This is a genomic window from Micromonospora sp. KC721, assembly GCF_004348355.1.
Taxonomy (GTDB): domain Bacteria; phylum Actinomycetota; class Actinomycetes; order Mycobacteriales; family Micromonosporaceae; genus Micromonospora.
Genome location: NZ_SMJY01000250.1, coordinates 1 through 7,620 on the forward strand (window position 1 = coordinate 1; position 7,620 = coordinate 7,620).

The 7,620-nt window shown below is 70.8% G+C and carries 9 protein-coding genes; 3 read left to right on the forward strand and 6 right to left on the reverse strand.

Annotation, left to right across the window (positions count from 1 at the left end):
• Positions 1-30: 30 nt before the first annotated feature.
• Positions 31-900 carry a trypsin-like serine protease gene (locus E1182_RS27585; RefSeq protein ID WP_243706448.1) on the reverse strand — a complete coding sequence of 290 codons (870 nt, stop codon included), beginning with the start codon at positions 898-900 and terminating at the stop codon, positions 31-33.
• 206 nt (positions 901-1,106) lie between these two features.
• Here E1182_RS27585 and E1182_RS27590 point away from each other — a divergent pair, with 206 nt between their 5' ends.
• Positions 1,107-1,766, forward strand: a complete 660-nt coding sequence (locus E1182_RS27590; RefSeq protein WP_132270669.1) for a response regulator transcription factor — start codon at positions 1,107-1,109, stop codon at positions 1,764-1,766.
• Positions 1,763-2,866 (forward strand): HAMP domain-containing sensor histidine kinase, encoded by a 1,104-nt coding sequence (locus E1182_RS27595; protein WP_132270670.1) that lies wholly within the window; start codon positions 1,763-1,765, stop codon positions 2,864-2,866. The genes E1182_RS27590 and E1182_RS27595 overlap by 4 nt, the downstream gene beginning before the upstream one ends.
• 86 nt (positions 2,867-2,952) lie before the next feature.
• Here E1182_RS27595 and E1182_RS27600 read toward each other — a convergent pair whose 3' ends face one another.
• From E1182_RS27600 to E1182_RS27615, 5 genes are all read right to left on the reverse strand, one after another.
• Positions 2,953-3,276 (reverse strand): DUF1416 domain-containing protein, encoded by a 324-nt coding sequence (locus E1182_RS27600; protein WP_132270671.1) that lies wholly within the window; start codon positions 3,274-3,276, stop codon positions 2,953-2,955.
• Between the two features lie 5 nt (positions 3,277-3,281).
• Positions 3,282-4,130, reverse strand: coding sequence for a sulfurtransferase (locus E1182_RS27605; RefSeq protein ID WP_132270672.1), 849 nt, complete (start codon positions 4,128-4,130; stop codon positions 3,282-3,284).
• A gap of 203 nt (positions 4,131-4,333) precedes the next feature.
• Positions 4,334-4,411, reverse strand: coding sequence for an Ms5788A family Cys-rich leader peptide (locus E1182_RS33110; protein ID WP_347813033.1), 78 nt, complete (start codon positions 4,409-4,411; stop codon positions 4,334-4,336).
• Positions 4,412-4,501: 90 nt separating this feature from the next.
• Complete coding sequence (locus E1182_RS27610; protein WP_132270673.1) at positions 4,502-5,287, reverse strand: DUF2993 domain-containing protein; 786 nt, start codon at positions 5,285-5,287, stop codon at positions 4,502-4,504.
• Positions 5,288-5,466: 179 nt separating this feature from the next.
• Positions 5,467-6,519, reverse strand: a complete 1,053-nt coding sequence (locus E1182_RS27615; protein ID WP_132270674.1) for a hypothetical protein — start codon at positions 6,517-6,519, stop codon at positions 5,467-5,469.
• Positions 6,520-6,768: 249 nt separating this feature from the next.
• Here E1182_RS27615 and E1182_RS27620 point away from each other — a divergent pair, with 249 nt between their 5' ends.
• Positions 6,769-7,482 carry a response regulator transcription factor gene (locus tag E1182_RS27620; protein ID WP_132184430.1) on the forward strand — a complete coding sequence of 238 codons (714 nt, stop codon included), beginning with the start codon at positions 6,769-6,771 and terminating at the stop codon, positions 7,480-7,482.
• Positions 7,483-7,620 lie beyond the last annotated feature (138 nt).

Here is a 7,620-nt window from a genome sequence, read left to right on the forward strand (position 1 = left end):
CACTCACCCAGGTCGCCGCGTCACGCCGATCTATCTACCGGACCGACGGCCGATGATCCAGGAGACACGACCTGCGAGGAGAAGAAGGGCGAGCAGGGACACGCCGGCCACGAGGAGCAGAAGGCCGGTACGACGGCCGGACCCGGAAGATGACCACCCGCTGTCGCCGCCGGTCCGGCTCTTGTCCGACGTCTCAGCCACCGTGCCGGTGATCCAGGCATGGAGATTGTCGGTGCGGGTGCTGAAGTCGGGACCGTGGTGGGGACAGGGTGGTCCAGTGCTGACCAAGGCCGCCAGCTCTGGTGTCCCGCCAGGTCGATCGCGGAAATACGGTCCGCCGGAGTCGTGTGGGCACGGGCTGGTGTCCTGGCGCGGGGCCTGGCCCGACGTCTCGATCAGGATGTCGCCGATCGCGACGACGATGAACTCGCCGGTCTGCAACCGGGTCGTGGGGACGGCAGGGCCGCCGTCGGTGGACAGGCCGTAGCCCGTCAACCGAAGTGTCTCGCCCACCGCCGGAGGCCTGGTACCGATCCTCAGCGGAGCTATGCCGGTGACCGCGGTGCGGAGTTCGGCGAGTGCGACGTCGGCGGTTTCGGCCTGGTGCACCGCGACGACCTCGATTTCCTGCCCGTCTCGCCCCCGGAGGTCGGTGCGGCCGACAGTCGCGGTGGTACGGCGAGCCACGGTGCGACTGACCCGTTGGCCGTTGACGTCTCGGAAGCAGTGCCCGGCGGTGATCACCCAACGCGGCGCGATCAACGCGCCGGAGCACCAGCTGTCCCGGGTGCCGCCGCCCGGGGTTGGCAGGCCCGTCGCGGTGAGCAGGACCGAGAACCGGTAGTCGCCATCGGCCGCGTCCTCGCCGTACGCGATGGCTGCCGCACCAGATGCCCACAAGGGAATGACGGTTACGATCGCCAGGAGAGCTACAGCGCTCTTTGTCATGATTCTACGCAAGGAGCATCACCGGAACCAACAGATCGGGCAGGGACCGAACCATGATCGGGACCTGTCGGTCAGCGGGCCGTCAGTGCCGTCCTTATGCATTCTTTATCCGCGCTGTGCGAACTTGTCCGCCGGTGGGCGAAGGAGGGGAACGCGGCGTGCGAGTGCTGGTGGCGGACGACGAACGACTGCTGGCCGACACCGTGGCCGAAGGACTGCGCCGGCTGTCCATGGCGGTCGACGTGGTCTACGACGGAGACAGCGCCCTGGAACGGGTCGGCGTCAACCAGTACGACGTGGCCGTCGTCGACCGGGACATGCCGGGGCAGACCGGCGACGAGGTGTGCCGCTGGATCGTCGGCTCCGGAGCAGGCACCCGGGTACTGCTGCTGACCGCCGCAGCCGGCATCCGCGACCGCGTCGAGGGTCTCGGCCTCGGCGCCGACGACTACCTGACCAAGCCGTTCGCGTTCGCCGAACTCGTCGCCCGGATACAAGCCCTGGCCCGGCGTTCGGTCGCCGCGCTGCCACCGGTGCTGGACAGCAACGGAATCATGCTCGATGTCACGCGGCACACGGCCGTGCGGGACGGGCGGGTACTCGCGTTGTCGCCCAAGGAGTTCGCCGTTCTCCACGTCCTGATGCGTGCCGGCGGCCGGGTGGTGAGCGCCGAGGACCTGTTGGAGAAGGCCTGGGACGAACACGCCGACCCGTTCACCAACTCGGTCCGCATGACCATCATGACGTTGCGGCGGAAGCTGGGCCGCCCCGAGGTGATCCACACGGTGCCCCGCGCGGGATATCGTCTCGGGTCATGAACGTCCGGTCACCGGGCCGACGGATCCTCGTGCTGTGCGGCGTCCTCCTCGTCGCGGGCCAGTTCGCGCCGCTGGTCGCGGAGCACCTGCTCGGGTGGTGGCGCGAGTTCGGACCCGAGTGGTGCGTCGTCCCGCCGGGTCGCGCGCCGGACGGCGACGCCTCGTTCGTCTGTGTGCAGGTCTTCCGGCGGCCCAGCATCCCCCTGGTGGCGACCCTGGTGGTCGTGCTGGCGCTCCTGCTGGCCGCCGCGTACCCGGCAATGGGATGGTGCCTGCGGCCGGTCCGCGACCTGGCCCGGGGAATGGAGAACGTCGGGCCGCAGAACCTCGGCCATCGGCTGCATCCCGGCTCGGGCCGCGACGAGCTGGCCGAACTCGGCCGCGCCATCGACGAGATGATGGACCGCATAGCCGTCGGGTACGAGGCGCAGCGCAGGTTCGCTGCGGACGCCTCGCATGAGTTGCGCACCCCCCTCGCGGTCCAGCGGACGCTGATCGAGGTCGGCATGGCCGGGAGCCTGACCGCCGATCAGCTCAGCCTCCTCACGACCCAGTTGCTGAAGACGAACGAGCGCAACGAGCGCCTGATCGAAGGGCTGCTGGTGCTCAGTGAGAGCGACCGGGGCCTGGTCGTCCGGGCACCGCAGCGGCTGGATCGGATCGTCGCCACGGTGCTCGACGCCCACCGGCCACGTGCGGCCGAGGCCGGAGTGGCGATCACCAGCACGCTGCGGCCACGGGTGGTGCTCGGCGAGCAGGTGTTGCTGGAGCGGCTGATCACCAACCTCGTGCAGAACGCCCTGAAGTACAACCGCACGGACGGCACCATCGACGTGCGGGTCGGTGAAGATCCGGCCCTGGTCGTGTCGAACACCGGAGACGACGTGCCTCCCGAGGAGGTCCCCGCGCTGTTCGAGCCCTTCCGGCGCCGATCCGGCACCCGCATCGACCACAGCGGCGGCGCCGGCCTCGGGCTGGCGATCGCCCGCTCGATCACCCGTGCTCACGAAGGCACCATTGTGGCGTCGTCCACCGGCCACGACGGTCTGCGGGTTCAGGTGTCGTTTCCCGCAGTGTCGTCGAAGGGCGCCACGGCCTGAGCGGGCATCAGCGGGATTCTGATTCACGGTACGGCTCGGGCCGGCCACCCCGTCGGGGCGGCCGGCCCGAGCCGATCAGAGCGTGGTCAGGCGGCGACGGTGACGACAACCTCGTTGATGCCGCGCGCGGCGGTCACCGCGGTGTCGCCGTTGCCGTACCGGGACAGTGCCCGCAGCGTCCAGTCGCCCGGTGCCGCGAAGAAGCGGAACTGGCCGGCCGGGGAGGTGACCACCTCCGCGGTGAACTCACCGGTCGAGTCGAGCAGCCGGACGTACGCGCCCGGCACGACCTCGCCCGCGTCGGAGCGGACGACGCCGGTGATGACGGTTTCCTTCTCCAGGTCCAGGCTGGCCGGCAGCGGGGCGGCCTGGTCGGGAGCGGCGCAACCGGCGGCGGTAGGAGCAGTCATGATGATCAGGCCTCCCCGGGCTCGTCGCCGAGCGCGACCGGCACACCGACCAGCGAGCCGTACTCGGTCCAGGATCCGTCGTAGTTCTTCACGTTGCGGTGGCCGAGCAGCTCCTGCAGCACGAACCAGGTGTGCGAGGAGCGCTCGCCGATCCGGCAGTAGGCGATGGTTTCCTTGCTGTCGTCCAGTCCGGCGTCGGCGTAGATCTTGCGCAGCTCGTCGTCGGACTTGAAGGTGCCGTCCTCGTTGGCCGCCCTGGACCACGGGACGCTGATCGCGGTGGGCACGTGGCCCGCGCGCTGCGCCTGCTCCTGGGGCAGGTGGGCGGGGGCGAGCAGCCGGCCGGCGTACTCGTCGGGGCTGCGCACGTCCACCAGGTTCCTGGTGCCGATGGCGGCCACCACGTCGTCCCGGAAGGCGCGGATGGAGGTGTCCGGCTCCTGGGCCACGTACTGGGTCCGGGGGCGTTCCACCTTGTCGGTCACCAGCGGGCGGGCGTCCAGCTCCCACTTCTTACGACCGCCGTCGAGCAGCTTGACGTCGCCGTGGCCGTAGAGCTTGAAGTACCAGTAGGCGTACGCGGCGAACCAGTTGTTGTTGCCGCCGTAGAGGATGACGGTGTCGTCGTTGGCGATGCCCCGCTCCGACAGGAGCGCCTCGAACTGAGCCTTGTTGACGAAGTCCCGGCGGACCGGGTCCTGCAGGTCGGTCTTCCAGTCGAGCTTGATCGCCCCGGCGATGTGGCCGGTGTCATAGGCCGAGGTGTCCTCGTCGACCTCGACGAAAACCACGCCCGGGGCGTCGATGTTCTTCTCGGCCCAGTCGGCCGAGACGAGTGCGGTGTCGCGACTCATCAGATCACTCCCTGGTGAAGGATGGACGGTGAGCCAGCGCGGGGACGGAAATCGGTGATTGTCGCACCACGCGCGGGACCCATGGACGAACGGATCACGGGTTTGTGCGACGGCGCCGCTGCCGGGCGTACGGTGGGAAACCGGAGAGGGTACGCGGACCCTGAGTGCCGGTGGCCGCTAGGCGGCCGGAGACAGCCCCGCCGTCAGAAGACGGAGCGACACAGGCAGGTGGCCACGCGGCACAGGTCGACCGCGCGCCGTTTGGTGAGGAGCGTCCCCATGACCAGGGAGCCTACCAGCGGTCTCGCAGAGTGCCACCGGGCCGACCAGCATCCGGGACGCCGGTCGGCACACGGAAGTCGTCGCGCGGCTCAGCCGACCTGGTTGATCGGAACGTCCCGGGCGTCGGCGGTCACCGTCAGCCCTTCCGGCCGCGGTTCCACCTTGCGGACGGAGAGCTGGAACGGCAACTCGGGCAGGGGCACGTCGACCGAGATTCCCTTGGCGTAGTTGTTGAGCAGCGTCCGGGCCAGCGGCACCGCGGGCAGACCCTCGGCGTTCAGGTCGTTGAAGCGCAGTGCCACCTTGTTGCCCTCGGCGACGGTCACGTCGGCGGTGCCGGTGACGGTGAGCTTCTGGCCCAGGATGTCCACCGGGGCGGTGACAACCAGCTTGCCGTTCTGCGCGCCGAGCTTCAGCCCGGGACGGTCCAGCAGCCTCGCCAGGCTGTCGTAGGCGATCGTGCCGGTCCCGTTCACGGTGTCGGCGACCACGTCGCCCTGGCCGGACCGGAGGGTGTCCAGCGAGGCCCGTACCCCGCGGGCGTCCACGTCGAGCCGAGGCAGGTTCACCGCGTTGCCCTGGACCGAGCCCTGCACGTCGGTCAGGACGATGGAGATCCGCTCGTACCGGCCACCCAGCACCTGGGTCAGGAAGGGAAATCCCGCGACGTCGACCTGCGGGGGGGCTGACCGCGCCTGCTGTTGGGTCAGTTCGCGCTCCACCTGGTCGGCGATGGCGCGCTCGGCCACCCCGGTCGCCACCCGGTCGGCCACCACCAGCAGCCCACCCAGGAGCAGCAGCAGGACGACCAGCGTGACCAGCACTCCGCGTCCGCGTCGCCGACGCCTCCCGTTCGCCGGGTACGCCTCAGTCACGCTGCCCTCCCCCTCGTCTTCGTCGCGTCGGCGCGACGCCATTGCCTCGACGACGCCACTGCCTCGACGTCGCCACGCGGTCCCGGTGGTACCCGACCGCGCTGACGCTCAACCCTCGGCTCACAGCATCGCCTTCGTTCGCGACTGCGGGGCTCGCAGAACCGGCTCACTCCTCGCGCTCACAGGAACAGTACGCACATGGCGTACGCGGCCGGCGCGGCCAACGCGAAGCCGCCGAGCGGGCCCTGCATGTGCCGGGCTATCCACATCGTCGGCGGCTCGCCGGCCATCAGCCGGCCCGCCTCGGCGTACCCGACGGCGAGGTCGGCCAGGACGGCCGCGACCGCCGCGACCAGTCCGATGATCGCGGCCCGGGTGGGGGTGAACGGGGTGACCAGGTAGCTGCCGAGGATCGCGCTGACCATGGTGCCGATCATCGCGCCGACGACCACGCCGGCCGCGCCGCGTGGCACCTGCGGGGCGAGCCGCGGCCAGGGCAGCACCGCGTCGGTGAGCCGGGCCACCATGAGCGCGACGCCGCTGGCGGTGAGGCAGACGGTGATCGCCTGGGTGCCGGCGGGGATCCGGCTGAGGGTGATCAGCGTGCCGAACGCGACCACCCCGACCACGATCAGCAGGGTGGTGCCGAGCGAGTCGGTGACCCGTACCCGGTCGACCCGCCGGACGAGCTGCCCGAGCACGCCGAGGAGGAAGCCGCCGGCCGCGACGTACCCCAGTGGGGCCAGACCGGCGATGTCGGACCGGACCGCGGCGACGTTCGCCGCGGCGGCGACGGCGGCGCTGATCAGCGCGACCAGCGGTAGCGCGGGCGGGCGCATGGCCATCGTCCAGGCGAGGACGAAGAGCAGCTGCACACCGAAGATGATGATCGCGAACGGCAGCCGGTGCCCCGGCCCGGCGGTCTGCGCGCCGAGCACCAGGCCGACACCGAGCAGGGCGGCGAAGCCGGCGATGGTCAGGGCGAGCGGTTTGCGCACCTCGACCGGCTCGACCGGCTGTTCGTCCTCCGCGGGGATCTCGTCGGCGGGGCGGCGAGGCGCGCCGCCCTTGCGGAAGCGCCGTGGCCCCCGTTCCCGCCGGCCGCCGCTCTCGTCCTCGGCCGGGGCGGTACGCGGAGCGGGCGGGCGGCCGGACGGCGGGCCGGCCGGCCCGGAGGGCGCGTCGCCGGCCCACGGGTCACGGCCGGCGTCGGGCGAGGTCGAGGGAAACACGCCCCGATCGTGCCAGACCCGGGCGCTCCGACGGAGGTCACGGTTTCGGCAACGTTAAAACCTTCGGCGCGATCATGGGCAGATCAGGCAAACAGGAAAGCACGACCAGGGCCGCTCCCCGCTGATCGGTTACGCTCAACGCGTAACCCGCCCGTCAGCGACGCCGGGACCACACAAGTACGCAGCGCACGCCCGTCAGGGATCCGCTGGCCGCGCGCGGCTTCCTCGCCGCCGGACGGAGGTGATCGTGTGGAGATCCTGTTGCTGGTGACCGCGCGTGCAGGTGAACCATCGGCAGTGCTGCCGGCGCTGGACCTGCTCCCGCACTCGGTCCGCACCGCACCCCGCGACGTCCGCACCCTGGTCGCCGGGCCGAGCCCGGACGCGGTGCTGGTCGATGCCCGTTCCGAGTTGAGCGAGGCCCGGGCCACCTGCCGGATGCTGCACGCCACCGGCCTCGGCGTGCCGCTGGTGGCGGTGGTGACCGAGGCCGGCCTCATCGCGTTGAACGCCGACTGGGGTGTGGACGACGTGATCCTGGCCTCGGCCGGCCCCGCCGAGGTGGAGGCGCGGCTGCGGCTCGCCGTCGGCCGGCTGAGCAACGCCACCGCCGGCGCCGGCGGCTCGATCCGGGCCGGTGAGCTGACCATCGATCCCGACACGTACGCGGCGAAGCTGAAGGGCCGCCCGCTCGACCTCACCTACAAGGAGTTCGAGCTGCTGAAGTTCCTCGCCCAGCACCCGGGCCGGGTGTTCACCCGCGACCAACTGCTCCGCGAGGTCTGGGGGTACGACTACTTCGGCGGCACGCGGACGGTGGACGTGCACGTCCGACGGCTGCGGGCCAAGCTCGGTTCCGAGTACGAGTCGATGATCGGCACGGTCCGCCAGGTGGGTTACAAGTTCGTGGTCCCGCCGTCGCGTTCGCTGCCCGAGTCGGAGCACGCCCCGCTGCCGGTCTGAGCTGCCGGCCTGGCGGCCTCACAGCGACCTCTCTGTACGCTTATTCGCATACGCCCTTTTTGTGCACCTTGTCGGCTTTATCCTGATGCCGAGATCGTGATGCGAGGGGGGCCACGGTGTATGCAGTGACCACGGGGG

Coding starts and splice junctions, on each gene's coding strand:
- E1182_RS27595 (WP_132270670.1), top strand. CDS start 1,763: ATGAACGTCCGGTCACCGGGCCGACGGATCCTCGTGCTGTGCGGCGTC.
- E1182_RS27600 (WP_132270671.1), bottom strand. CDS start 3,276: ATGACTGCTCCTACCGCCGCCGGTTGCGCCGCTCCCGACCAGGCCGCC.
- E1182_RS27605 (WP_132270672.1), bottom strand. CDS start 4,130: ATGAGTCGCGACACCGCACTCGTCTCGGCCGACTGGGCCGAGAAGAAC.
- E1182_RS33110 (WP_347813033.1), bottom strand. CDS start 4,411: ATGGGGACGCTCCTCACCAAACGGCGCGCGGTCGACCTGTGCCGCGTG.